At 66.5% G+C, this 21,856-nt stretch carries 25 protein-coding genes; 19 read left to right on the top strand and 6 right to left on the bottom strand.

The window, feature by feature from the left end:
* Positions 1-732 carry a GntR family transcriptional regulator gene (locus ACZ899_RS24665; RefSeq protein WP_234561685.1) on the bottom strand — a complete coding sequence of 244 codons (732 nt, stop codon included), beginning with the start codon at positions 730-732 and terminating at the stop codon, positions 1-3.
* Between the two features lie 547 nt (positions 733-1,279).
* On the opposite strand from ACZ899_RS24665, the gene ACZ899_RS24670 reads away from it, so the two are divergent.
* The 4 genes from ACZ899_RS24670 (at position 1,280) to ACZ899_RS24685 (ending at position 3,044) form a co-directional block, all read left to right on the top strand.
* Positions 1,280-1,519, top strand: a complete 240-nt coding sequence (locus ACZ899_RS24670) for a hypothetical protein (RefSeq protein WP_234561684.1) — start codon at positions 1,280-1,282, stop codon at positions 1,517-1,519.
* Complete coding sequence (locus ACZ899_RS24675; RefSeq protein ID WP_050704173.1) at positions 1,516-1,755, top strand: DUF3077 domain-containing protein; 240 nt, start codon at positions 1,516-1,518, stop codon at positions 1,753-1,755. The genes ACZ899_RS24670 and ACZ899_RS24675 overlap by 4 nt, the downstream gene beginning before the upstream one ends.
* Before the next feature lie 87 nt (positions 1,756-1,842).
* Positions 1,843-2,202 (top strand): transposase, encoded by a 360-nt coding sequence (locus tag ACZ899_RS24680; protein WP_485627829.1) that lies wholly within the window; start codon positions 1,843-1,845, stop codon positions 2,200-2,202.
* An 8-nt stretch (positions 2,203-2,210) separates the two neighbouring features.
* Positions 2,211-3,044: an IS3 family transposase gene (locus ACZ899_RS24685; protein WP_485628018.1), complete on the top strand. Its 834-nt coding sequence runs from the start codon at positions 2,211-2,213 to the stop codon at positions 3,042-3,044.
* 65 nt (positions 3,045-3,109) lie between these two features.
* Here the strand turns inward: ACZ899_RS24685 and tatC are convergent, their stop codons facing one another.
* From tatC to tatA, 3 genes are read right to left on the bottom strand one after another with little or no spacing between them, the layout of a single operon-like run.
* Positions 3,110-3,844 carry a twin-arginine translocase subunit TatC gene (gene tatC / locus ACZ899_RS24690; protein WP_232855939.1) on the bottom strand — a complete coding sequence of 245 codons (735 nt, stop codon included), beginning with the start codon at positions 3,842-3,844 and terminating at the stop codon, positions 3,110-3,112.
* Complete coding sequence (tatB, locus tag ACZ899_RS24695) at positions 3,844-4,131, bottom strand: Sec-independent protein translocase protein TatB (RefSeq protein WP_234562211.1); 288 nt, start codon at positions 4,129-4,131, stop codon at positions 3,844-3,846. The genes tatC and tatB overlap by 1 nt, the downstream gene beginning before the upstream one ends.
* Complete coding sequence (gene tatA, locus ACZ899_RS24700) at positions 4,131-4,349, bottom strand: twin-arginine translocase TatA/TatE family subunit (protein ID WP_062574996.1); 219 nt, start codon at positions 4,347-4,349, stop codon at positions 4,131-4,133. The genes tatB and tatA overlap by 1 nt, the downstream gene beginning before the upstream one ends.
* Positions 4,350-4,485: 136 nt before the next feature.
* Between tatA and gspK the strand changes: the two genes are divergently transcribed.
* The 3 genes from gspK (at position 4,486) to ACZ899_RS24715 (ending at position 7,045) form a co-directional block, all read left to right on the top strand.
* Positions 4,486-5,451, top strand: a complete 966-nt coding sequence (gene gspK / locus ACZ899_RS24705; RefSeq protein WP_234562209.1) for a type II secretion system minor pseudopilin GspK — start codon at positions 4,486-4,488, stop codon at positions 5,449-5,451.
* Positions 5,452-5,586: 135 nt separating this feature from the next.
* Positions 5,587-6,885, top strand: coding sequence for a hypothetical protein (locus ACZ899_RS24710; RefSeq protein ID WP_234562206.1), 1,299 nt, complete (start codon positions 5,587-5,589; stop codon positions 6,883-6,885).
* A complete protein-coding gene (locus tag ACZ899_RS24715; protein ID WP_203650986.1) occupies positions 6,875-7,045 on the top strand; it encodes a hypothetical protein in 171 nt (56 codons plus the stop codon). The genes ACZ899_RS24710 and ACZ899_RS24715 overlap by 11 nt, the downstream gene beginning before the upstream one ends.
* 75 nt (positions 7,046-7,120) lie before the next feature.
* Here the strand turns inward: ACZ899_RS24715 and ACZ899_RS24720 are convergent, their stop codons facing one another.
* Positions 7,121-9,166 carry a PhoX family protein gene (locus tag ACZ899_RS24720; RefSeq protein WP_234562204.1) on the bottom strand — a complete coding sequence of 682 codons (2,046 nt, stop codon included), beginning with the start codon at positions 9,164-9,166 and terminating at the stop codon, positions 7,121-7,123.
* Between the two features lie 219 nt (positions 9,167-9,385).
* Between ACZ899_RS24720 and ACZ899_RS24725 the strand changes: the two genes are divergently transcribed.
* From ACZ899_RS24725 to ACZ899_RS24780, 12 genes are all read left to right on the top strand, one after another.
* Positions 9,386-11,029, top strand: coding sequence for a bifunctional UDP-sugar hydrolase/5'-nucleotidase (locus ACZ899_RS24725; RefSeq protein ID WP_234562202.1), 1,644 nt, complete (start codon positions 9,386-9,388; stop codon positions 11,027-11,029).
* Positions 11,026-11,445 (top strand): pilus assembly protein PilZ, encoded by a 420-nt coding sequence (locus ACZ899_RS24730; RefSeq protein ID WP_203650992.1) that lies wholly within the window; start codon positions 11,026-11,028, stop codon positions 11,443-11,445. The genes ACZ899_RS24725 and ACZ899_RS24730 overlap by 4 nt, the downstream gene beginning before the upstream one ends.
* A gap of 3 nt (positions 11,446-11,448) precedes the next feature.
* Positions 11,449-13,401, top strand: coding sequence for a type II secretion system secretin GspD (gene gspD, locus ACZ899_RS24735; protein ID WP_203650996.1), 1,953 nt, complete (start codon positions 11,449-11,451; stop codon positions 13,399-13,401).
* A complete protein-coding gene (locus ACZ899_RS24740) occupies positions 13,401-14,849 on the top strand; it encodes a GspE/PulE family protein (RefSeq protein WP_234562215.1) in 1,449 nt (482 codons plus the stop codon). Before gspD ends, ACZ899_RS24740 begins: the two co-directional genes overlap by 1 nt.
* Before the next feature lie 2 nt (positions 14,850-14,851).
* On the top strand, positions 14,852-16,048 hold the full coding sequence (gene gspF / locus ACZ899_RS24745) for a type II secretion system inner membrane protein GspF (RefSeq protein ID WP_234562200.1): 1,197 nt from the start codon (positions 14,852-14,854) through the stop codon (positions 16,046-16,048).
* A gap of 14 nt (positions 16,049-16,062) precedes the next feature.
* Positions 16,063-16,497, top strand: coding sequence for a type II secretion system major pseudopilin GspG (gspG, locus tag ACZ899_RS24750; RefSeq protein ID WP_234562198.1), 435 nt, complete (start codon positions 16,063-16,065; stop codon positions 16,495-16,497).
* A gap of 109 nt (positions 16,498-16,606) precedes the next feature.
* A complete protein-coding gene (gspH, locus tag ACZ899_RS24755; RefSeq protein ID WP_234562213.1) occupies positions 16,607-17,041 on the top strand; it encodes a type II secretion system minor pseudopilin GspH in 435 nt (144 codons plus the stop codon).
* Complete coding sequence (locus tag ACZ899_RS24760) at positions 17,038-17,406, top strand: type II secretion system protein (protein ID WP_203651006.1); 369 nt, start codon at positions 17,038-17,040, stop codon at positions 17,404-17,406. Before gspH ends, ACZ899_RS24760 begins: the two co-directional genes overlap by 4 nt.
* On the top strand, positions 17,403-17,993 hold the full coding sequence (locus tag ACZ899_RS24765; protein WP_234562195.1) for a prepilin-type N-terminal cleavage/methylation domain-containing protein: 591 nt from the start codon (positions 17,403-17,405) through the stop codon (positions 17,991-17,993). Before ACZ899_RS24760 ends, ACZ899_RS24765 begins: the two co-directional genes overlap by 4 nt.
* Positions 17,990-19,051 carry a GspL/Epsl periplasmic domain-containing protein gene (locus ACZ899_RS24770; RefSeq protein ID WP_234562193.1) on the top strand — a complete coding sequence of 354 codons (1,062 nt, stop codon included), beginning with the start codon at positions 17,990-17,992 and terminating at the stop codon, positions 19,049-19,051. The genes ACZ899_RS24765 and ACZ899_RS24770 overlap by 4 nt, the downstream gene beginning before the upstream one ends.
* Positions 19,048-19,434, top strand: coding sequence for a type II secretion system protein GspM (gene gspM / locus ACZ899_RS24775; protein ID WP_232855931.1), 387 nt, complete (start codon positions 19,048-19,050; stop codon positions 19,432-19,434). Before ACZ899_RS24770 ends, gspM begins: the two co-directional genes overlap by 4 nt.
* Positions 19,431-20,090 carry a type II secretion system protein N gene (locus ACZ899_RS24780; protein ID WP_232855930.1) on the top strand — a complete coding sequence of 220 codons (660 nt, stop codon included), beginning with the start codon at positions 19,431-19,433 and terminating at the stop codon, positions 20,088-20,090. Before gspM ends, ACZ899_RS24780 begins: the two co-directional genes overlap by 4 nt.
* A 1-nt stretch (position 20,091) precedes the next feature.
* On the opposite strand, the gene ACZ899_RS24785 is transcribed toward ACZ899_RS24780, so the two are convergent.
* Positions 20,092-21,780: a ShlB/FhaC/HecB family hemolysin secretion/activation protein gene (locus ACZ899_RS24785; RefSeq protein ID WP_442800009.1), complete on the bottom strand. Its 1,689-nt coding sequence runs from the start codon at positions 21,778-21,780 to the stop codon at positions 20,092-20,094.
* Positions 21,781-21,856 lie beyond the last annotated feature (76 nt).

Raw genomic sequence — 21,856 nt, forward strand, 5'->3', positions numbered from 1 at the left:
TCAGCGTCGCAGTTCGGCGACGAAGTCGTAGTAGTCGTTGCGGCAGTAGGTGTCGGTCAGCTCGATGGCGGTGTTGTCGTCGAGGTAGCCGATGCGGGTCATCAGCAGCATGGCGGTGCCGGGGGCGATGCCCACCTGGGCGGCCAGCTCTTCGCCGGCGTTGATCGCGCGGATGTGTTGCAGGGCGCGGACCACCGGGCGGCCGAGCCGGTCGAGGTGCTGGTAGAGCGAATCGCCGATGGCCTGCGGGTCGCCAAGCAGGCGGGCGGGCAGGGTGCTGACCTCCACCGCCATGACGATGTCGTCGGCCTTGCGCAGGCGCTTGAGGTGGACCACCTGGTCGGTGGGCGACAGGCCGAGGCGGATCAGTTCGTCGTTGCTCGGGGTGCCGATGCTGCGCTCGAGCCACTGGGAGCTGGGTACGAAGCCTTTCATGCGCAGCATTTCGCTGAAGCTCGACAGGCGTGACAGGGGTTGTTCCAGGCGTGGCGTGATGAAGGTGCCGGAGCCCTGGATGCGATGGATCAGGCCTTGTTCGAGCAGGACCTCGAGGGCCTTGCGCGCGGTGACCCGGGAGATGTCCAGGGTTTCGCTGAGGGTGCGCTCCGAAGGCAGCGCCTGGTCGGCGGTCCATTGGCCGGCGTGGATGGCCTGCTCAAGGTTGCGCGCCAGCTGCAGGTAGAGCGGGGTGGCGCTGGTGTCGTCGGGGCGCAGGGCCGATAGAGGACGCATGGGCGGTGTCCGATATTGTTGTTGGGTGGAAATTAATACCACTTTAATACCAGGTCAATACCACTGGTCTGATCAGGAATCTCATTCTTGATTCTGGGGGCGCTTTGCGCCCCTTTCGCGACACAAGGCCGCTCCCACAGGGACCGCACCATGGCAGAACTGGCACATATCCTGTGGGAGCGGCCTTGTGTCGCGAAAGGGCTGCGCAGCAGCCCCGGCGATCTCAAAAACTGTCGGATATTTCCGAACCTGAAACCAAATGCTTCAGCCAGCAAAGCTTGGGAACTATCCTACGCGCTTGCCGGAAGCTGCTGCGTTGTCGGGGAAAGACCCCAGGGATAACTTCACCGGGTCGCCGCATTTTGGTGACCGGGTGTGAGAACCCGCATTACGAAGAACGCCGCTCTGCTATGGCAGCCGTGCGCGGGCAGGTTCTGCCTGACCGGTTTTCTTCGTGACCGGGTTCTCACACCGTGTACGGCTGCCACCCAATCATGTGAGAACGATCAAGTGGCGGTTCCTGGTTAAATCACGAAGGAACTTCCCAATGAAAAAACGCGTACCTGACCCACCCCGTCTCGCACCCTTCATCAGCATCCGTTCCACGCTCACCCGCGAGGAGGCGATGGCCGCTGCTGTCGAGGTAGCCACCGCCATTTCCGATGTGCTCGATATCTACTTCCAGACCGAACCCGGTGAAGTTCAGGATCGTCTGTTCACCGCCAGCGACTACCTAGGCCAACTGGCCTGCGCCCTGCTCGAACACAAACCGGAGGCCCGACCATGACTCGTGGCCATACCGCAGGCCGTACGGTCTGCCTGGACCTGTTCAAGGTCGAGCCGGGTGTTTCCTTCGAGGACGCCTTCAGCGAGTTGTCGGTGCTGCTCGGCTGCATCCGCCACCTGACCTGCGAGGCGGAAATGGAGGGTGACCTGTTGGCCGGCAGCTCGGCGCGGATCCTCAGTGCCATGGCCAAGGCGTTGATCGATGACATGGAGGTGGGGTTGAACCGTTCCGGTTGAGCCGATGGCCCTATCGCGGGGCAAGCCCGCTCCCACGCAGAGTGTGCAAATGTGCGATTGGCGTGGGAGCGGGCTTGAACTGGCCTAATGATTTTGGACACCTTCATCGGGCGCTATGATGGCGCCCAATTGGAGGCAAAATCAGTGCGTAAATCTTATTCAAGAGAATACAAAGTCCAAGCTGCCGAAATGGTGCTGGACGGTGGGCAGTCAGTTCCTGAGGTCTGTGCCGCCCTTGGGCTGGGCTCTACCGCGCTTCGCCGCTGGGTTGATCAGGTGCGTGAAGAGAGAGCCGGTAAGGTTCCGGCTGGAGCCAAAGCGATCACACCCGAGCAGCAACGAATTGAAGAACTCGAAGCGCTGGTTCGGCAAAAGGATCGGGATATCGAAATCCTAAAAAAGGCCAGTGCTCTCCTGCTTCGGGACTCCAAAGATCGTTCTCGCTGATCAACGAGCTGAGTGAGCAATACCCTGTTGTCGACTGCTGCCGCGTGCTTGGGGTTAAGCGCAGCAGTTTCTATGCGTGGCGCAAACGGCAAGGACGTGAAAACCCGGCAAGAGATGCGCTACGCCTGCTGGTAATCAAGCACTTCAACGCATCGCGAAGTGCTTCTGGCTCGCGAACCCTGGCGCAGGAATTGCGGCATGACGGCCATGAAATCGGACGATACAAGGTGCGTGCGCTAATGCGCGAAGCTGGCCTGAAGTGCAAGCAGCGCAGGCCGCACCGCTATCGGTCATCAGGGGCAGAAGCGTTGATCGCCGAGAATCAGCTGAAGCGCAATTTCAAGGTTTCGGCGATCAATGAGGTTTGGTGTGGCGATGTGACCTATATCCAGGTTGGCAGGCGCTGGCTGTACCTAGCCGCCGTGATTGACCTCTATGCCCGTCGCGTAGTGGGTTGGGCATTCTCGATGATTGCAGATGCCAACTTAGCTTGTAACGCCCTGCGCATGGCCGCTGAATCGCGGGGTAGGCCGGCGGGCGTAATGTTTCATTCAGACCAGGGCTGTCAGTACACCAGCCATAAATTCAGAGCCGCGCTCGATGAGTACAACTTGAACCAGAGCATGAGCCATCGAGGCCAATGCTGGGATAACGCTGCCATGGAGCGATTCTTCGGAGCATTGAAATCAGAATGGGTGCCGGCAGAGGGTTACGAGACCGAAGCGCAGGCACGAGTGGATATCCAGGCTTATCTGATGCGCTACAACCTCAAGCGCCTCCACAGCTACAACGGCTATGAAACGCCAGTAGCCATGGAGGAAAAGCTCAAGGCAGCGGCATGAACCTTAACCGGTGTCCAAAATTACTTGACCAGTTCAGCTTGCCCCGCGATAGGGCCGGTACAGTGTTAGACCGCCCGGCGCACCAACCCACACGCCAGCAACCCCACCTCGAACAGCACCCACATCGGCACCGCCAGCATGGTCTGGGAAAACACATCCGGCGGCGTCAGGATCATCCCCACCACGAAACACCCGACGATCACATAGGGCCGGCTGCGCCGCAGCGTGGCTACGTCGGTTAGCCCCGCCCAGACCACGATGAAAGTCGCCACCGGGATCTCGAAGGCCAGGCCGAACGCCAGGAACAGCGCCATGATGAAGTCCAGGTACAAGCCGATGTCGGTCATCATCGCCACCCCGTCCGGGGTCACGCTGGCGAAGAAACCGAACATCATCGGGAACACCAGGAAGAACGCGAACGCCATGCCGCCATAGAACAGCACGATGCTCGACACCAGCAGCGGCAGGGCGATGCGTCGCTCGCGGCGGTACAGCCCCGGGGCGATGAAGCCCCAGGCCTGATGCAGCAACAGCGGCATGGCGACGAACAGCGCGCACATCGCTGTCAGCTTGAACGGTGTGAGGAACGGCGAGGTGACGCTGGTGGCGATCATGCTGGCGCCTTCGGGCAGGTAGCGGCGCAGCGGTTCGGAGATCTGCGTGTACAGCGTCTGGGCGAAGGGGAACAAGCCGCAGAACACCAGCGCGACCACCAGCAGGCAACGCACCAGGCGCTTGCGCAGGTCGCGCAGGTGGTCGGTCAGCGGCATACGCGCCGCCTGTTCGAGGGCGAGGGACATCAGGCGCTCTCCTTGGCGTGGGCGACCGGAGTCGCATCATTGGCCGGCGTCGCGTCGAGCTGGATACCCTGGCGGATCTCTTGTTCCAGGCGCTGCAACGGCACGGCATCCAGGGCGGGCATGTCGATCTCCCGCTCCACCTGCGCCTTCAGCGCATTCAACGCCCGCCGCGCCTGGCCCAGCCCACGGCCGAGGGTACGCGCCGCCACCGGCAGGCGCTCGGGGCCGAGCACCAGCAGGGCGACGATGCCGACCAGCAGCAGTTCGGTGAAGCCTATCTCGAACATCAGGCCTGGCGATCCGTCTGCGCCTGCTGTACCGGCTGATTGTTCAGCACCTGGGGTTGCTGCTCGACGCCATTGTCGGCAGTACCGCCCATGGACTTGCGAAAGCCCTGGATCGCTTCACCGACATCGCTGCCGAGCCCCTTGAGACGCTTGGTGCCGAACAGCAGGAAGACGATCAACAGCACGATCACCAATTGCCAGATTCCGATGCCACCCATGTAAGACCACTCCTGTCAGGTCAAAGAAAAAGGAAGGCCAATCCTGCCCTGCGCAGATGACGGGCACATGACTGCCATCTGACTGCAACAACGGGCGTGTTGACTGGCGCTTTTCAGCGGCCACGGGAAGACAGGGATGGGGCGCAGGCGACAACAGGGCGCGGCACTGCTGATGGTGTTGGTGGTACTGGCGATGCTCGCGGCGGGGCTGGCCTGGCTGGTGGAGGATGGCCGGCGCCAGGTGGATGAGGTGCGCCTGCTGCACCAGCGGGTGCAGGTACGGGCCATGGAGCAGGCTGGGCTGGCCTATGCCTCCCAGGCCCTGCGCGATCCGGCCTGGCGGGCCAGCCCGCTGTTCTGGCAGGCCCTGCGTGGGCAGCCGCTGGCCTACGACTTCGGCGCCGGCAAGGCGCAACTGCGGGTGATCGACCAGCACGGTTGCTTCAACGTCAACGCCCTGCTGGGCGAGGACGCTCCACGGGCCGAGCGTCAGCTACGCCACCTGCTCGGTGACGACATGGCCGCCGAGCGGCTGGTCGATGCCCTGGCTGACTGGCTGGATGCCGACAGCGATGCCCGCTTGCAAGGGGCCGAGAGTGCCCAGTATCTGCGCCAGCAGCCACCCCGGCTGGCGGCCAACCAGCCGATGCTCGACACCAGTGAACTCAACCTGCTGCTGGAGCCCGACAGTGGCCGGCAAGGCCGCTACCGAATGCTTTGCGCACTGCCATCGACCGGCGGCTGGCGACTCAATGCCAACGCCCTGGGGCTGGAGCACCTGCCGTTGCTGGAGGCCTTGTACGAGGGGCAGTTTTCCCGTTCGATGCTCAGCCGCATCATCAGCGGCCGGCCGGCGGCGGGCTATGTGGATGCCGCGGCATTGCGCCAGGCGCTGGGGGCGGTGGATGACGAGACCTTCGCCCGACTCAGCGAAGGGTTGTTGCTCAACAGCGGCCATTTCGTGCTGCAGCTGTCGTTCGAGGAAGAGGGACGCACGCTGCGCAGCCAGTTCCAGATCGAGGCGCTGGGCGTGGTGCAGTGGCATGCGTGGGTGCCGGCGCAGCAGGTGCGGGTCAGGGGGCGGGAGCCCGTAGCCTGGTAAAGCTTTGTTACTGATGGTTGGAAATTCGCTATGTATCGTAGGAAATGTCGGATGAGTTGATCCGTTCAGCATGGGCGGTGACGTGGGCGGCTAAGCTACCCGCCGACCACATGTTCTACTGGGTATTCACCTCTCATGCTGAACACCACCCGCCCCAACTGGGGCGAGAAAACCCTCCAGGCCCTGAGTGATGGCGTGGCCATTGACGGGCGTTTCCGGATAGGGCTCTCGAAGTGCTTTGCGTCTGCCGCCGGGTCGATCTTGCTGGCAGTGTTTTCTGTCGGCAGTGCGGGATTCGTATCGATCTGCAGCACTCCGATCCTCGAACAGTGCAAGTACCTGATCGATGACACATCGCTCCCTGTACCTGAAACCTACGCGCACTCCATTATCGCGCTCTGCCTGACCGTGGTTGCGCTTGTGCTGGTGTGGCTGCGCGAATTGGGTTTGACGGATATCGCACGTCGCAAGGAGGCCGACCTGGAACGTCAACGCCGCGAGATGGAAGGGCGTCTGACCAATCTGCCTCCTCGGCAGTTCATCAATGACTATGTGGATGCGCTGAGGACAATCGGCGAGTTGCGTCAGCTGACCAAGCACGAGGCTCGTACGCTCAGCCCGGAAACGATCGTACAGCGCATTCGAACCATCATGTCGATCATCCTGAGCCTCACCAGGCTGTGGGATGGCGTCTCGGCATCCAACCGTTTCGTCACTTACCATGCGAATATCATGCGGGTCCTGTACCGGGACGAAATTTCCCTGACACCGGTACGTGACCTGGCCTTGGGGGATGATGCGCAAGCCTTCGTCAACCAGGACTCATACGCATTGCAGGACTGGTTGCTGCAATACGAGTTCTTTCTGCACAACCAATCCTATGACGTGGTGATAGAGCGCTGCTCGGGCATCCTGTTCATCCAGGACACAGGGCTATCCGTCAACTCATCATGCCCCGGGCGTCCCGATGCGTCGGCCGAGCAGATCTGCCTGCCATTCACTCGAACGGCGTGCTATGACCCCTCGTTCCATCATCCAAATCTCCCGGGGCCGGCGCGAGCGGCGGCGACCGGTCAACCTGGCTATGTACCGAACATCAATGAAACCATGGCCCTGTGGTTCGCCAATCAGAAAATCATCAACAGCGAAATCAATCCCAGATACGAGCAACAGGTAAAGGATTACTACCGCAAGCTTGATCATGCGAAATCGCTGATCAGTCTGCCCCTCTATCATCAGGGGGCATTGATGGGCGTCTTGAACGTCAGCAAGAATGCCGAGAACATGCTGATGAATGCGGACCCTGCAGACCTGTTCGTGCAGTTGATGAACCCTGTCTGCTACCATTTGGGCAAGATGCTAGCCTCGCCTGAGGCAGGCCACGCTGGCGCGCAAGGCGTGCCCTGCGACAAGGAGCATGAATATGAGAATTGAGTTGCGTACACCACTGGTTCGCAAACCAACCCCCGCCAACACTGCGAAGAAGCGTGAGATGACGGGCGAGGAGTTGTGCAAGGCAATGGCCGAGCGGGCAGAGAAGATCCTCAAAGGGGAACCTGTCGAACCAGTGGGCTGGAACCTCGAGGTCTACTGAGCCTCAGTCGAATCGAAAGAAGCCGCCCATGGGCGGCTTTTTCGTTTGTCACTGTGGGAACACCGGTCGACTCGATCAGGCCGTGCCGATCTCCCCGCCATCGTTACGCTGGATCACCACCGTCGAAGCCCGTGGCCGCACCGTGGTGCCGGTCGGCGTGACGTCGGTGGCCTTGTCGGTGGTCGGCCAGTTGTCCGGGTGCTGGATGTTGACGAACATCGTCTTGTTGTCCGGGGTGAAGGCGATGCCCGTCACCTCGCAACCGTTCGGGCCGACGAAGAAGCGGCGCAGGGCCGCCTGGTTGGTGGCGTTGACCGGGATCTGCTTGCCGTTGGCGTCCACCAGGTCGGTGGGGATCACCGCCAGCAGTTGGTCGTTGGTGTAGCTGGTCAGGGTAGCCTCACCGTTGTCGGTCTCGAACCACAGCACGCCGCGGCTATCGAAGCTCATGCCGTCGGGGCTGGCGAACTGGTTCAGTTCGGTCAGGCCCGAGCGGTTGATGTCCGGGGCGCCGGCGGCGTTGGCGCCGAACACGAAGATGTCCCAGGTGAAGGTCTTGTGGTCGTCGCTGTCGTGCCAGCGGATGATGTGGCCATGGCGGTTCGGGCCGCGCGGGTTGGCCGCGTCGACCTTGGCGGCGGTGCGCGCGCTGTTGTTGGTCAGGGTCAGGTAGACGTCGCCGTTGAGCGGGTTGACGGCGGTCCACTCCGGGCGGTCCATGGGCGTGGCGCCCACGGCGTCGGCGGCGCCACGGGTGTTGAGGATGATGCCTGGCAAATCGGTGAACAGCGCGCCGAGGGTGCTGCCGCCGGTGGTCGGGGTGGCGACGTCGAGCAGCAGCCAGGCGCCGGTGCCGTTGGCGTCGAAGCGGGCCACGTAGAGCTTGCCCTTGTCCAGGTACTTGGCGCCGGTGGCCAGGCGGTCGGCCGGGTTGGCGTCAGCCGGGTCCCATAGCGCGTCGGAGACGAACTTGTACAGGTACTCGTTGTTGGAATCGTCGCCGGTGTACCAGACCAGCGGCTTGCCGGCCACCGGCAGGCCCGGGCAGCAGCCTTCGTGGCGGAAACGGCCCAGAGCGGTGCGTTTCACTGCCAGGGTGTTGCTGGTGTACGGGTCGATCTCGACGATGTAGCCATAGGTGCTGGCTTCGTTGCGGAAGTCGTCGGTGGCGCTGGCGCCGGTGGGGGTGATGTCGAAGCGGGCGAACTCGCCGGCCACTTCGCTGGCGTCACCGGCCGCGGTTTCCCATTTGTACTGGCCGCTGCTGGTGGCGACGCCGATACGCACCTGGTTGGCCGGGCGCGTGCCCTTGTTGACGAAGATGCCGGGCCAGTTCTCTTCGCAGGTCAGGTAGGTGCCCCACGGGGTGTAGCCGTTGCCGCAGTTGTTGTTGGTGCCGCGGCACTGGGTGCCGGTGGGCGAGAACTTGGTCTTGACGTGGTCGGTGCCGCGCAGGGGGCCGGCAATGTCCATCAGCGAGACGGTGGTGAAGCGGCGGTTGAGCGGGTCGTTGTCGACCACCTGCCAGCGCCCGGCGACCTTGCTGATACGCACCACGCCCGCGCCATGGGCGTTGATCTCCTTGCGCACCTCCTCGACCGGGCGCTTGCCGGCGACGGTGGTAGGGCCGGCCGGGTGCAGGGCGGCGGTGTCGATGTACTCGAAGTTGATCGCCAGCAGGCCATCGCTGGAGCTGCCGTTGATGGGGAAGAAGTGCATGCCGTCATGGTGCATGCCCATGGCGTTGGCCTGGTCGGTGGAGGTGTTGCTGCCGTCGGCCTTCCATGGGTTGGCGGTGGCGTTCAGCGGCGTGCCCCAGGGCGCCAGCACATAGGCGCTGTAGCCGGCGGCGACCACGCAGGCATCGGTGCGCGAGCCTGGGATTGAATTGAAGCCCAGCTTGAGTTTCGGTTTCTCCGGCTGGGGCGCTGGATCGTCGTTGTCGGAACCGCCGCCGCCGTCGAAGCAACCGGTCAGGCCGGTGCCGGCGATCATGGCGATGGCGGCGCCGAGGCTGCCGCGCACCACGGCGCGACGGCTCAGGTAGGTGTCCATGACACTGGCCATCGGCAGGTTGCCGCTCAGGTTCCGGTCCAGGTTATCGCCGGTATCTCGACTCATCAGGGTGTCCTTTTATTAGCTGAGTTGAAGGAAACCGCGACTGTAGACGGCAAGTATGTCGATTGATTGGCAGAAATGTTAAAGGGCGTTTAAAACGCGCTGCTATTACTAAAGGCCTAATCAAGTCTGTTTTGGAATTAGCAGCGGATTTCTGCCATCAAACTGTCACGCCAACGCCGCAATATCCGGAGCCCAACGTGAACAGGGATGGCGGAGTCGATGGCAAGCAGTGTGGGCAGGCGCGAGGTGATCGGGTGGATGGGCGTCGGTGCGCTGGCGCCGTTGCTCGGCGCCTGTTCCGCGCTACCGGGGCCGCGTGGCGGCAGCGACCGGGCGCTGGACCTGCTGTATGTGGCCGACACCCTTGATGCCCGCCAGCCGGGCCAGGCCGTGGTGCCGGCCACCCGCCTGGGGCCGGTGAGCCACCTGGGCCGCGCGCCGTGGATGAGTGGGCCCAATGCCAGTGCCGGGCAGCCGGAACTGGCGCCGTTGCTCGACGCCGGCCTCAGCGGGCAAGCCCGTACCGGTGGTTACGCGGTACTCGCGGCGTTGCTCGAGCAATTGCGCGTCGAAGCCGGCAGCGAGCAGTGCCTGACCCTGGAGAACGGCCAGTGCTGGAACGGCAGCGGCCTGGCCTACCTCACCCAGGGCGAGAGCGGCGTGCAGGGCAGCCAGTTGCTCGGCAGCGAGGTGCGGGTCAGCAGCGACGAGCGGGTGCTGTGGCCGCAGCGCAGCGCCGGGCTCTATCGCCAGTCTTCCTCTATTACCCTCGGCGCCGGCCTTGCCGACACCCAGGCCAAGGCGCTGGGCGTCGAAGGCGTCAAGGTGTTCCAGCGCGGCGGCGTGCGCATTGCGGTGGTGGGTGTCACCGACCCTTACGCCCAGGACCAGAAAGCCTCGCTGAAACAGTGGTACCAGTCGCTGCAACCGAGCTTCCAGCAGGCCCGGCGCGAGGCCGACCTGGTGGTGGCGCTGGCGGATGTCGGTACCGGCCCCGGACTGTGGCTGGCCGAGCGGGTGCCGGAAGTGGATGTGCTGCTGTGCGCCCGCGGCCAGGACCTGTGGCCCGCGCCGGTACTGGCGAGCCAGGCCAGTGGCCGGCGGGTGCCGGTGCTGTTCGCCGGCTGCCGGGCCAGCGGCGCGTTTCGCCTGCGGTGCCGCCAGGCCGGTGGCCAGTGGCAGTTCGAGGCGCGGTTCTTCCCGGCCTTCGAGCACAGCCTCGGGCCGCAAGCCCAGGCCCGCGCCAGCCAGCTGCGCGGCGAGCTGCAACGCCAGCGCAGCGGCCATGCCGCCTGGCTCGACCAGCCCCTGGCCCGTGCCCCCGAGGCGCTGTGGCGCCGCGATACCCGTGGCGGCAGCTGGGACCGCTTGCTGCACCAGGCCCTGGCCGACGATTCGAGCATGCCGGTGCTGCTGCCCGGCCTGCGTTACGACTACCCGCTGCAAGCGGGCGAGCCGATTACCCGCGAACACCTGATCAGCCTCACCGGCGGCTACCCCGCGCCGGTGGTCGAAGCCCCGGCGCGTCAGGTCGAACAGGTGCTGGAGAACGCCGCCGAGCAACTGTTCGGCGACCCGCTGCTGCTGGACAACAGCCAGGACCTGCCGCGTTGGCAAAGCCAGAACTGGCAGGTGAGCTACAGCCCTAACGGCAAGCGCATCATCGGCCTGCAACCGGTCGAAGGCCTGTGCCGCACCTTCGGCCTGCACTTCGACGCCCAGGCCGGTGTACCGCTGTGGCAGACCCTGGAAGCCTGGCTGACCCGGCAGACGCCGGGCTGGGCGCTGGCAACACTGCAATTGCCGGCGGTGCGCTACGTCCAGGGCCATCCGGGCTGGCACCCGCACCAGGTGGCGGCGTGACTTCGCGCCTGGCCACCTTCGCCTTGCTGAGCCTGGCCGGCTGGCTGGCGGCGCAATGCGTGCTGCTGCTCAGCCGCCAGCCGCTGCCGGCCAGCGCACCGGTTCAGGCGGATGTCGCGCTGCCGGGCCTGCTGGTGGAGCACTGGCAAGCCCCCGTCGATGACGGAAGTATTCCCATCACCCGCCTGCCCCTGGCCTACCTGGGCGGGCTCAAGGCCCAGCCGCTGTCGGCCAGCGTGGTGGTGCTGCGCCACGGCCAGCAGGTGCGCACCCTCGGCCGTGGCCAGCGCCTGGCGCCGGGCATCGTGCTGCAGGACATCGACGTCGATGGCCTGATCTTCGACAACAACGGCCGGCGCGAGCGCCTGCCCTGGCCGCCACGCCCCGCCGTGACCGGCTTCAAGCGCCAAGGATGAATGATGATTGCAAGGTACTGTCTGGCCGGGCTGCTGATGCTCGGTATGTCCCTGGCCCGGGCCGAAGAGCCGGAGGTGTTCGCCGACGACGGCACGCCGCTGTACGAGGTCAATTTCGTCGACACCGAACTGGGTGAGTTCATCAACAGCGTGTCACGCATCACCGGCACCACCTTCATCGTCGACCCGCGGGTGCAGGGCAAGGTCACCGTGCGCACGGTCGATCGGCATGACGCCGACGCCATCTACGATATCTTCCTGGCCCAGCTGCGGGCCCAGGGCTTCGCCGCCGTGGACCTGCCCAATGGCAGCGTGAAAATCGTCCCCGACCAGGCCGCGCGCCTGGAGCCGGTGCCGGTGGAGAGCGCCGGCAAGAAGTCCGAGGGCAGCGATGGCGTGGCCACCCGCGTGTTCAACGTACGCAACGCCGCCAGTGAGCAGATGCTCGGCATCCTCAAGCCGCTGATCGACCCACGGGTCGGCGTGATCACCCCGTACCCGGCCGCCAACCTGCTGGTGGTCACCGACTGGCGCAGCAACCTGGAGCGCATCGACAGCCTGCTGCGCCAGCTCGACCAGGTCAGCGACGAGCCGTTGCAGGTCATCCCGCTCAAGCACGCCAGCGCCGCCGACACCGCGGGCCTGGTGACCCGCCTGCTGGCCCGCGAGCAGGGCGGCGATGCCGCCCAGGTGGTCGCCGATCCGCGCAGCAACGCCTTGCTGGTACGCGGCAGCGCCGACAGCCGCGAGCGGGTGCGGGCCTTGCTGGCCCAGCTCGACCGGCCCGGCGACAACCTGCGCAGCAGCAATACCCAGGTCATGTACCTGCGCCATGCCAACGCCGCCGAGGTGGTCAAGGTGTTGCGCGGCCTGAGCCAGGCCGGCGCGGTACCGGCCGCCGAAGGCGAGGGCAAGGACGCGGCGCCGGTGCCGGCGGCCAGCGATTCGGGGATCCGCCTGGAATACGAGGAGGGCACCAACGCCGTGGTCATGGTCGGCCCGGACAGCGAGCTGGCCGCCTTCCGCAGCATCGTCGAGCAGCTGGACATCCGCCGGGCGCAGGTGGTGGTCGAGGCGATCATCGCCGAGGTGTCCGACAGCAGCGCCCAGGAGCTGGGCGTGCAGTGGTTGTTCGCCGACGAGAAGTTCGGCGCCGGCATCGTCAACTTCGGCGGCAACGGGGTGAACATCGCCAGCATCGCCGGGGCTGCCAGCAGCGGCGACAACGAAAAACTCGGCAAGCTGCTGTCGGCCACCACCGGCGCCACCGCCGGCATCGGCCATATCGGCGGCGGCTTCAACTTCGCCATGCTGGTCAACGCGCTCAAGGGCAAGAGCGGCTTCAACCTGCTGTCCACGCCGACCCTGCTGACCCTGGACAACGCCGAGGCGTCGATCCTGGTCGGCCAGGAAGTGCCGTTCGTCACCGGTTCCGTCACCCAGAACAACGCCAACCCCTACCAGACCATCGAGCGCAAGGAGGTGGGGGTGAAGCTGCGCATCAAGCCGCAAGTCAACGTCGACAACAGCGTGCGCCTGGACATCGTCCAGGAAGTGTCGTCGATCGCCGATTCCAGCGCCGCCAGCGACGTGATCACTAACAAGCGCGAGATCAAGACCAAGGTGATGGTCGAGGACAACGGCCTGGTGATCCTCGGCGGGCTGATCAGCGACGAGCTCTCCACCAGCAACCAGCGCGTGCCGCTGCTCGGCGACATTCCCTACCTGGGCCGGCTGTTCCGCTCCGACGCCAGCAAGAACACCAAGCAGAACCTGATGGTGTTCATCCGTCCGCGCATCCTGCGCGACGGCGAGAGCCTGGCCGGATTGAGCCAGCAGAAGTACCAGAGCCTTCAGCAGAACACCCCGCTCAAGCTGCCGGCTCTGGCCGAAGGCCTGCCGCTGCTGCAGGTGTTTCCCTCCAGCCGGGCACGCCTCGAAGGCGGTGACTGGTGATGCTGCCCTATCGCCTGGCGCGCCTGAGCGGCGTGGCCATGGCGCCGACCGAAGGCGGCTGGCAGCTGTGGCTGCGCAGTGACGCCGACAGCGACCAGTTGCAGGAGCTGCTGCGCGTGCATGGCCAGCCGGTGGGCGTCGAGCACCTCGACAGCGCGAACTTCGACGAGCGGCTCGGCCAGCTCTACCAGGCCGGCGAGGCGGCGAACGAGGCCTTGATCGAAGGCATCGGCGAGCAGGTCGACCTGGACAGCCTGATGAGCGAGATGCCGCGCATCGAGGACCTGTTGGAAAGCGATGACGAAGCCCCGGTGATCCGCCTGATCAACGGCCTGTTCGGCCAGGCCCTGCGCCTGCGCGCCTCGGACATCCATATCGAGACCTTCGAGCAGAGCCTGGTGGTGCGCCTGCGCGTCGACGGCCACCTGCGCGAAGTGCTGCGCCCGCCCCGGGCGCTGTCGGCGATGCTGGTGTCGCGGATCAAGGTCATGGCCCGGCTGGACATCGCCGAGAAGCGCCAGCCCCAGGACGGCCGCATCACCCTGCGCGCGGCCGGGCGCGAGGTGGATGTGCGGGTCTCGACCCTGCCCGGGATCCATGGCGAGCGGGTGGTGATGCGCGTGCTCGACAAGCAGGCCAGCCTGCTGGCGCTGGACAACCTGGGCATGCCCGCCGCCGTGCTGCGCGGCTTGCGCTCATGCCTGGCGCGGCCCAACGGCATCGTGCTGTCCACCGGCCCGACCGGCTCGGGCAAGACCACCACGCTGTACGCCAGCCTCAACAGTCTGAACGACGGCAGCCGCAACATCCTCACCGTCGAGGATCCGGTCGAGTACGCCATCGCCGGCATCGGCCAGACCGCCATCAACCCCCGCGCCGGGCTGACCTTCGCCAGCGGCCTGCGCGCAATCCTGCGCCAGGACCCGGACGTGATCATGCTCGGCGAAATCCGCGACCAGGAAACCGCGCAGATCGCCGTGCAGGCCAGCCTCACCGGTCACCTGGTGCTGTCCACCCTGCACACCAACAGCGCCGTGGGCGCGGTGACCCGCCTGCGCGACATGGGCATCGAACCCTTCCTGATCGCCTCGTGCCTGCGCGGCGTGCTGGCCCAGCGCCTGGTGCGGCGGCTGTGTGCCTGCGCGGTGGCCCAGCCGCTGCAAGGCGCCGAGCGCGAGCTGTGGCCGGAGCTGGGCAGCCTGCGCGAGAGCTATCACCCGGTCGGCTGCGAGCACTGCCAGGGCAGTGGCTATGTCGGTCGGCTGGGGCTGTACGAATTCATCGAGCTGGATGCCGGGCTGGTCACCTTGCTCTACGACGGCGAGAGCGAGCTGGCCATGCAGGCCTACCTGGATGGCCGCCGGCAGAGCCTGGTGGCTGAGGCCCGCGACTGCCTGGCCCGTGGCGAGACCAGTTTGGCCGAAGTGCTGCGCGTGGTGCAGGGCTGAGCATGCCGACCTATCGCTACCAGGCCGTGGATCTTGCCGGCAAGGCGCACAAGGCCAGCGTGCAGGCCGACAGCGAGCGGCATGCGCGCCAGTTGCTGCGTGAGCAGGGCCTGTTCGCCCGGCAGTTGCAGCGCCACGACAGCGCACAGCCCCGCCGCCAGCGCCTGACCCGCGCCCAGCTGTGCGAGCTGACCCGGCAGCTGGCGACCCTGGTCGGTGCCGGTATTCCACTGGTCGATGCCCTGGCCACCCTGGAGCGGCAGCTGCGCCAGCCGGCCCTGCATGCGGTGCTGGTGACCCTGCGTGGTTCCCTCGCCGAAGGCCTGGGGCTGGCCCGCAGTCTGGCTCGCCAGGGCGCGCCGTTCACCGGGCTTTACTGCGCGCTGGTCGAGGCCGGCGAGCGCTCCGGGCGCCTGGGCCAGGTGCTGGCGCGCCTGGCCGATCACCTGGAGCAGGTGCAGCGCCAGCGTCACAAGGCCCGCACTGCGCTGATCTACCCGGCGGTGCTGATGGGCGTGTCGCTGGCGGTGGTGGTCGGCCTGATGACCTTCGTGGTGCCCAAGCTCACCGAGCAGTTCGCCCATTCCGGGCAGAGCCTGCCGTTGATTACCTCGCTGCTGATCGGCATCAGCCAGGGGCTGGTCCATGCCGGGCCGTACCTGCTGGCGCTGGCGATCGGCCTGACCGTGGCTGGCGGCTGGCTGTTGCGCAAGCCGCACTGGTGCCTGCGCCGCGACGACCTGCTGCTGCGTCTGCCGCGTGTCGGCGCACTGCTGCAGGTGCTGGAGAGCGCGCGCCTGGCGCGCAGCCTGGCGATTCTTTGCGGCAGTGGCGTGGCCCTGCTCGAAGCCCTGCAGGTGGCCACCGAGACGGTCGGCAACCTGCGCATTCGTGCCGCCATGGCGCAGGTGCGCCAGCAGGTGCAGGGCGGCACCAGCCTGCACCGGGCGCTCGACGGCGCCGGCCAGTTTCCACCGCTGCTGGTGAACATGGTCGGCAGCGGCGAGGCCAGCGGCACCCTGGCCGACATGCTCGAGCGCGTGGCCGATGACCAGGAACGCGGCTTCGCCCGCCAGGTGGATACCGCCATGGCGCTGTTCGAACCATTGATGATCCTGGTGATGGGCGCGGTGGTGCTGTTCATCGTGCTGGCGGTGCTGCTGCCGATCATGCAGCTCAACCAGGGATTGCAACTGTGACAAGGAGACTTCTCATGCAACAACGACGCAACCGCCAACGTGGCTTCACGCTGATGGAAATCATGGTGGTGATCTTCATCATCGGCCTGCTGATCGCCGTGGTCGCCCCCAGCGTGCTGGGCAACCAGGACAAGGCCATGAAGCAGAAGGTCATGGCCGACCTTGCGACCCTGGAGCAGGCGCTGGACATGTACCGCCTGGACAACCTGCGCTTCCCCAGCAGCGAGCAGGGCCTGGCGGCGCTGGCGAAGAAACCGACCCAGGAACCGCTGCCGCGCAGCTGGCGTAGCGACGGCTATATCCGTCGCCTGCCGGAGGATCCGTGGGGCACGCCGTACCAGTACCGCATGCCCGGTGAGCATGGCCGGGTCGATGTCTATTCGCTGGGCGCCGACGGTGTGCCGGGTGGTGAAGGGCTCGATGCCGACCTGGGCAACTGGGCGCTCTGAAGTGTCTGCCCGAAGTGAGCGCAACTGCGTGGGAGCGGGCTTGCCCCGCGATGGCAATGTTGGCCATGCCACCGCCATCGCGGGGCAAGCCCGCTCCCACGCTGTCGCGATCCAACAGCGCGGCTTCAGCCTGCTCGAACTGCTGGTGGTGCTGGCCATCGCCGCGCTGATGACCAGCCTGGCGGTGGCCTGGCTCGACAGCGGCAGGAGCAGCGTTGACCAGACCCTCGACCGCCTGGCCGCCGCCACCGTGGCCCAGGCCGATCTGGCACGTCATGCCGGGCAACTGCGGGGGATCCGCTGGAACGGTCAGCGACCTGAGTTCGTGCGCCGCCAAGGTGATCAATGGCAGGTGGAAACCGTGGCCTTGGGCGATTGGCCCAAGGGCCTGCGCCCGGACTGGCCGGCCAGCCAGACGCCCGCGCTGCTGTTCACCCCCGATGGCTGGGCCCGCCCGGGCACCGTGCGCTGGCACTGGGCCGAGGGCGGCCGGCGCTGGGACTGGGACCGCAGTGGCCAGTTGCGCGTGAGCGTGATGCCATGAAACGCGGGCAACGGGGGTTCACCTTGCTCGAAGTGAGCGTGGCCCTGGGCATCGCCGCGGTCCTGGCGGTGATCACCAGTCAGGTCCTGCGCCAGCGCCTGGCTGTGCAGGACACCGTGCAGCAGCATCGCCTGGGCCTGCTGTGCGCCCGCGAGCTGCAGGCACGTTTCGCGGTCGAGCAGTACTGGCCGGTGGCCAACCAGGACAGCGGCGTGCTGGTCGAGGGCGGGCAGGCCTGCCATTGGCAGCTGCAGCTGCGCCGTACCGGCGTGCGCGACCTGCGCCGTGGTGAGTTGCTGCTGCATGCCGACCGCGACCAGCGCCTGCCGCTTGGGCAGTACACCGTGTTCCTGGAGCGACCATGAAGCGGCGCCAGGCGGGCATGACCCTGATCGAGCTGCTGGTGGCCCTGGCTCTCACCGCCTTGCTCGGGGTGATGCTGTCGGCGCTGGTCAACGGTTGGCTGAAGGTGCGCGAGCGGCTCGACGAACAGGTACGCGAAACCGGCGTGCTGGATTTCTGCCTGGCGCTGGAGCGGCGCTTCGACAGCCCGGTGTTGCGCCGTGTGTATGAACAGCGCCTGCCGCTGGCGCCGCGCTGGCTCGACTGGCAACCCGACCGCCAGCAGTTGCTGTGGGTGGCCGCCGCAGCCTGGCCCCAGGCCGAGGGCGGCTCGCGTCTGCAACGCCAGCGCCTGCGTTTCGAGCCCCGCGAACAACGCCTGCTGCTGGAAACCTCGGCCGACCTGTATGCCGCCGCGGCCCCGCAGTGGGTGATGCGCGAACGGCTGGAGCGGGTCAGCGCGATGAACATCCTCTACCACCAGTCCGGCCGCTGGCTGGCCTGGCCTTCCGAACAATCGGCGCACCCCGGGCGGGGTGTGCGCGTGGAGCTAGTGCGTGATGGAGCACCGTTTACCTGCACCTTCGTTCTGCCCTGGGGGCGCTCATGAAGCTTGAATGGCGCCGCCGGGCGTCGGCACAACCCTGGCTGCTGCTGCGCCCAGGCGAGGTCTGGGAGTGGCTGCTGGTAATCCAGGGACGCCCCGTGCGCGAGGGTCTGGGGGAACCACCGCCAGGGCTCGAGGCGCGCATCGCCCTGATCGTCCCCGGCGAGCATTGCAGCCACTTCCAGCTGGCCGCGCCACCCGGGCTCAAGCGCGAAGAGTGGCCGTTGCTGGTCGAGGACCGCTTGCTGCAAGGCGTCGATGAGGTGCTGTGTGCCTGTATCGGGCGTCACGCGGGGCAGGTGCAATTGCTGGTGGTGGCGCGGGCGAGGCTGGACGAATGGCGTGCTCAGTGCGCCACTTGGGCATTGCCGGTGGAGCGTTGCTGGGCTGAGTTCCAGCTGCTGCCCGACAGCGTGGGCGCGGCGGGTTGGCATTGGCGACGAGGGACGACGAGCCTGTACAAAAGCCAGGCGCGTTGGTTGGCCTGGCCGCAGGCGCTCGGCCTGCCGCCGGCGTTGGACGGGCTGGCCGATGACGCCGAATGCATCGAGGGCCCATGGCCAGAGGTGCTGGCGCCGCTCGATGGCCTGCCGGGGGTGTTCGAGGCGCGACGTGCCCGCTCACGCCCGCGTTTGCAGGGCGGGCAATCGCGCCTGGCCGTCGCCTGCCTGGCGCTTGCCTTGGCATGGGGCGGGCTGTGGTGCGCGCAACAGTGGCGACAGGCCCAGGTCTATCGCGCCCAGGTGCTGGCGGTGACCGGTCCCCAGGCGACACCACGCCAGGCGGCGGTGGCGCTCAAGCGCCTGTGGGACGACGCCGGTGAAAGCCAGGTGCGCCTGCGTCTGCTCGACGCGGTGCAGGCGCAGGTCCATGCCTGGTTGAGCGATCACCCTGGCTGGCAGGTGCGGGCGGTGCGGTACGACGGCCAGCGCTGGCACCTGGAGCTGGAAGGCGAGGGCGACGTCGCGCCCTGGCACGACATGGCCACGGCGATCGGCGTGCAGGTCCAGGTGGAAGACGAGGCGCGTCGCGTGGTGTTCGACCTGGGGAGCGCAGCATGAACCGCGAATGGTTGCAGCAGCATCGGTTATCGCTGGCCTGGGGCGCCGTCGCGCTGTTGGTTGTGCTGCTGGCGCTGCGCGAGGGTAACGCCTACTGGCGCGAACAGGCGCAGTGGCGGGCGCTGGCCGAATCGCTGACGGCGCCAGCACAGCAACCCGCATTGACCCTGGAAGAGTTGCACCAGTCGGCCCAGGCGCGACGCATCGAGCTGGCCGAGGTGCAGCCCGAGGACGAAGGTTGGCTGGCGCGTGGCAAGGTGGCCGATGCCCAGGTGCTGCAAGGCTGGTTGCAGGCCCTGCGCGATGATGGCGCGCAGCCTTTGCAGTGGGGGCTGGAGCGAGACACCGAGGGGCTGCGCTTTACCGTGCGGCTGCGGCCATGAACCGGCGGGCTGGGCTGTGGGTGGCCCTGGTGTTCTGCCTGACACTGTTGACCGAGCTGCCGGCACGCTGGCTGGTCGCGGGGGTTGGGCTACCGGCCGAGGGCGTGAGCGGCAGCCTGTGGCAAGGGCAGGCCGTTCGGCTGGGTGCGGCAGGCCCGGTGCAATGGACGTGGCGACCGTGGCAGCGCGACCTGCAGGTGCGCTTGGGTTTTCAAGGCCAGGGTTGGCAAGGGCGCCTGAGCGGCTGGCCGTGGCGTTGGCAGGCCGGGCTGCAGGCAGTGGGCTCGCAGCCCAGCGCTGCCCTGGGATACCGCCTGACTGGGCAGTGGCAAGGGGGCATCAGCCTGCAAGGCTCGGGGCAGCGTTGCCTGGCCGCTGAAGGGCGGATCACGGTGGCCGATCTGGCCTTGAGCGCCCCGTGGTCCCTGGGATTGGGGCAGGGGACGCTGGAAATGGACTGCCGCCAGGGCTGGCGGCTGGCTGCGGGGCTGGTTCGCCAAGGTCAACACCAGCTTGGCCTGGAGGCCGACCTGGTGGCACGGCGGGCGCAGCTCGACTTCGCAATGTCGGCTGACGCCGGCCTGACACCGGTGCTGCGCGGCCTGCAATGGTTGGGGCCGCAAGACCGCGTCGGGCAGCGCCGGCTGAGCTGGTAGCTCAGAGGTTCAGGGACCACTGCGCGACCCAGAAGCCTTGCTCCAGCGCCTTGCGTGGTCGATCGCTGGCATACAGCCCGCGCTGGTAGTCCAGGCGCAGCTGGCTGTGCGGCAGGCTCAGTTCGACGCCTGCCGAGGCACCGACCAGGCGCTGCGACGGGCTGGTGCGTGCGTAGCGGGCCCAGCCCAGGTCCAGGCCTGCGGTGGGGCGCACCTGTACCGGCAGCGGCAGTGGCTGGCTGAAGGTATTGCGCCAGGCGCCGGCACTGGCGCCGGAGACGTTGTGCTGGCGGAAACCACGCACGGCCGAATGGTCGCTGAGTGACATCTGTTCGACGGCAGGCAGCACATGGGTGCTGTATTGCAGCGCCAGTTCGCTCTGCCAGCGCCACGGCCATTGGGCGGGGCCCTGGCGCAGGTGCAGCAGGTTGGCGCGGTACTTGGTGAAATCCGGTCGTGGCGCCTGCTTGTGGGCGAATGGGCGGTCGGCGCCGAGCCAGTGCATGCCCTGGCTCAGCCCCAGGTAGGCGTTCCACAGCCCGCCTTCGAGCCACAGCAGGTTGAGCCCGGCCTCGACGGTGGCCAGGGTCGGGCTCTGCAGGGCCAGCACGGCGGGGCCGAAACGGTTGACCAGTTGCTTGCGGTCGAGCCGGGCGCTGGCGCTGAGCATGCCCTGGTGATTGCGCCACAGCACGCGTTCGGCGCCGAGGCCGAAGAACTCGCTGCGGCCGTTGCTGGCATAACGAGTGTTCGGGATCGGCGCGCGGTAGCGCATGCGGCTGACGTTGAGGGTGAAGGTCCAGCGGCCATGGGGCAGGCTGTAGTACAGGCTGGTCCCTTTGCTTTGCCCGGGCGCGCCGAACACCACCGAGCTAAGCGACAGGCGCAGGTCGTCGTTCAGCCCCAGCGGGCTGTCCAGGCCAAGGCCCAGGTTGAGGCGGTGGCGGCCGGTGAGCTCACCGCCGCGGTTGTCGAGGAGGGCATCCAGATGCACGGGCGAGGCGGCCCGTCGTGGTTCGATCATGACACGGGTGCCACCGCGCAACTCACCTGGCAGCAGGGCCATCTCCAGGTCATAGGCGCGCAGCCGGTTGAGCTGGTCCAGACCCTGTTCGAGGTCCGGCAGATACAGCGGCTGGCCAAGCTGGCCGGGGAACGCGCCGTGCAGCGAGAGTGGCAGGTCGGCGCCAGCGAGCTCGATCGACTCGATGAAGCCTTCGACAATGACGATGTCCAGTGGCGCGCCGTGCTCGGGCGGGCTGGCCACATAGGGGCGGCTGGTGGGGTAGCCGGCCTCGACGTAGTGCTGGGTCAGGTGCTTGAGCAATCGGTCGATATCGGCGACGCCCATGCATGAGGAAGACACTGCGCGCACGCTCGATTCCAGCTGCCGCGTATCGAGTGTGCGGTTTCCAGCCAGGCGCACGCCGCTGATTGCCCAGCAGTGCTGATCGGGCGCAGTTAAGGTTGAGTCGGTGGCCTCCAGGGCGGTGGAGGGCTGGGGACGTTGCCAGCGATCGAGGCGCTGTTGCTGTTCCAACTGCCGCAGCTTCTGCTGCTCGTTGCGCAGTTGCTGACTGGCCGGATCGGCCTGGGCCAGGGGCATTGCCAGTGCGAGGCAGGCGAGCAGCAGGTGAATGATGTGTCGTGTTTCGACGGTTGAGTGGAGTCTTTGTCTGGTCATTGGCATCTGGTCTGGTCACGGAGCCGTTGTGCAGGAATCGGAGTTCGCAGGTAGTCCGCGTGCCCTGTGGGAGATCGCCCAG

The sequence above is a fragment of the Pseudomonas sp. TE31087 genome (assembly GCF_057284075.1).

Bases quoted from the DNA above. Each gene is read 5' to 3' on its own strand.
- gspG (WP_234562198.1), top strand. From the start codon at position 16,063: ATGCAACAACGACGCAACCGCCAACGTGGCTTCACGCTGATGGAAATC.
- ACZ899_RS24760 (WP_203651006.1), top strand. From the start codon at position 17,038: ATGAAACGCGGGCAACGGGGGTTCACCTTGCTCGAAGTGAGCGTGGCC.
- ACZ899_RS24665 (WP_234561685.1), bottom strand. From the start codon at position 732: ATGCGTCCTCTATCGGCCCTGCGCCCCGACGACACCAGCGCCACCCCG.
- ACZ899_RS24765 (WP_234562195.1), top strand. From the start codon at position 17,403: ATGAAGCGGCGCCAGGCGGGCATGACCCTGATCGAGCTGCTGGTGGCC.
- tatB (WP_234562211.1), bottom strand. From the start codon at position 4,131: ATGTTCGAGATAGGCTTCACCGAACTGCTGCTGGTCGGCATCGTCGCC.
- ACZ899_RS24670 (WP_234561684.1), top strand. From the start codon at position 1,280: ATGAAAAAACGCGTACCTGACCCACCCCGTCTCGCACCCTTCATCAGC.
- ACZ899_RS24770 (WP_234562193.1), top strand. From the start codon at position 17,990: ATGAAGCTTGAATGGCGCCGCCGGGCGTCGGCACAACCCTGGCTGCTG.
- tatC (WP_232855939.1), bottom strand. From the start codon at position 3,844: ATGTCCCTCGCCCTCGAACAGGCGGCGCGTATGCCGCTGACCGACCAC.
- ACZ899_RS24710 (WP_234562206.1), top strand. From the start codon at position 5,587: ATGCTGAACACCACCCGCCCCAACTGGGGCGAGAAAACCCTCCAGGCC.
- ACZ899_RS24715 (WP_203650986.1), top strand. From the start codon at position 6,875: ATGAGAATTGAGTTGCGTACACCACTGGTTCGCAAACCAACCCCCGCC.
- gspM (WP_232855931.1), top strand. From the start codon at position 19,048: ATGAACCGCGAATGGTTGCAGCAGCATCGGTTATCGCTGGCCTGGGGC.
- ACZ899_RS24675 (WP_050704173.1), top strand. From the start codon at position 1,516: ATGACTCGTGGCCATACCGCAGGCCGTACGGTCTGCCTGGACCTGTTC.
- gspD (WP_203650996.1), top strand. From the start codon at position 11,449: ATGATTGCAAGGTACTGTCTGGCCGGGCTGCTGATGCTCGGTATGTCC.
- ACZ899_RS24720 (WP_234562204.1), bottom strand. From the start codon at position 9,166: ATGAGTCGAGATACCGGCGATAACCTGGACCGGAACCTGAGCGGCAAC.
- gspF (WP_234562200.1), top strand. From the start codon at position 14,852: ATGCCGACCTATCGCTACCAGGCCGTGGATCTTGCCGGCAAGGCGCAC.
- gspK (WP_234562209.1), top strand. From the start codon at position 4,486: ATGGGGCGCAGGCGACAACAGGGCGCGGCACTGCTGATGGTGTTGGTG.
- ACZ899_RS24740 (WP_234562215.1), top strand. From the start codon at position 13,401: ATGCTGCCCTATCGCCTGGCGCGCCTGAGCGGCGTGGCCATGGCGCCG.
- ACZ899_RS24780 (WP_232855930.1), top strand. From the start codon at position 19,431: ATGAACCGGCGGGCTGGGCTGTGGGTGGCCCTGGTGTTCTGCCTGACA.
- tatA (WP_062574996.1), bottom strand. From the start codon at position 4,349: ATGGGTGGCATCGGAATCTGGCAATTGGTGATCGTGCTGTTGATCGTC.
- ACZ899_RS24785 (WP_442800009.1), bottom strand. From the start codon at position 21,780: ATGCCAATGACCAGACAAAGACTCCACTCAACCGTCGAAACACGACAC.
- ACZ899_RS24725 (WP_234562202.1), top strand. From the start codon at position 9,386: ATGGCAAGCAGTGTGGGCAGGCGCGAGGTGATCGGGTGGATGGGCGTC.
- ACZ899_RS24680 (WP_485627829.1), top strand. From the start codon at position 1,843: ATGATTTTGGACACCTTCATCGGGCGCTATGATGGCGCCCAATTGGAG.